Source organism: Candidatus Symbiopectobacterium sp. NZEC135, from assembly GCF_025962695.1.
In genome coordinates, this window is sequence record NZ_JAGFPF010001430.1 from 1 (window position 1) to 546 (window position 546).

1 pseudogene is annotated in these 546 nt (G+C 54.2%); it reads right to left on the bottom strand.

Annotation, left to right across the window (positions count from 1 at the left end):
* Positions 1–546 (bottom strand): annotated as a pseudogene (glmU, locus tag J5224_RS34665) (bifunctional UDP-N-acetylglucosamine diphosphorylase/glucosamine-1-phosphate N-acetyltransferase GlmU); the annotation flags it as partial.

Sequence of the window (546 nt, forward strand, 5' to 3'; positions counted from 1 at the left end):
CTGGCCTTCAATGATCACATTAGCGTCAATACTAACATCACGTCCGTGGGTTAAGGTGCCACGCAGATCAAAACGCGCGGGATCAAATAACATCACGCCCGCCAATAGCAGCTTATTGGCCTGTTCCCGCTGATAGACGCGCTCCAGCGTCGCCAGTTGCAGGCGGTTGTTAACCCCCTCCACTTCGCTCAGGTTATCAGGATGCACAGCCTCAACACGACGACCTTCGGATGCCGCCATGGCGATAATGTCGGTGATGTAATACTCGCCTTGCGCGTTGTTATTGTTTAACTGACTCAGCCAACGCTTCAGATCCTGACCGTTTGCCGCCAGAATACCGGTGTTGATTTCGTTAATTTGACGCTGCTGTTCCGTCGCGTCTTTGTGCTCGACAATTCCGACCACAGATCCCTTCTCATCGCGCACTATGCGGCCATAACCGGTAGGATCGTCCAGTTTCACCGTCAGAAGCGCAATGCCGCCCTGTGGCTTATGCGCCAGCAAGCGCGCCAGCGTGGCAGGTGGTATCAAAGGAACATCACCGTA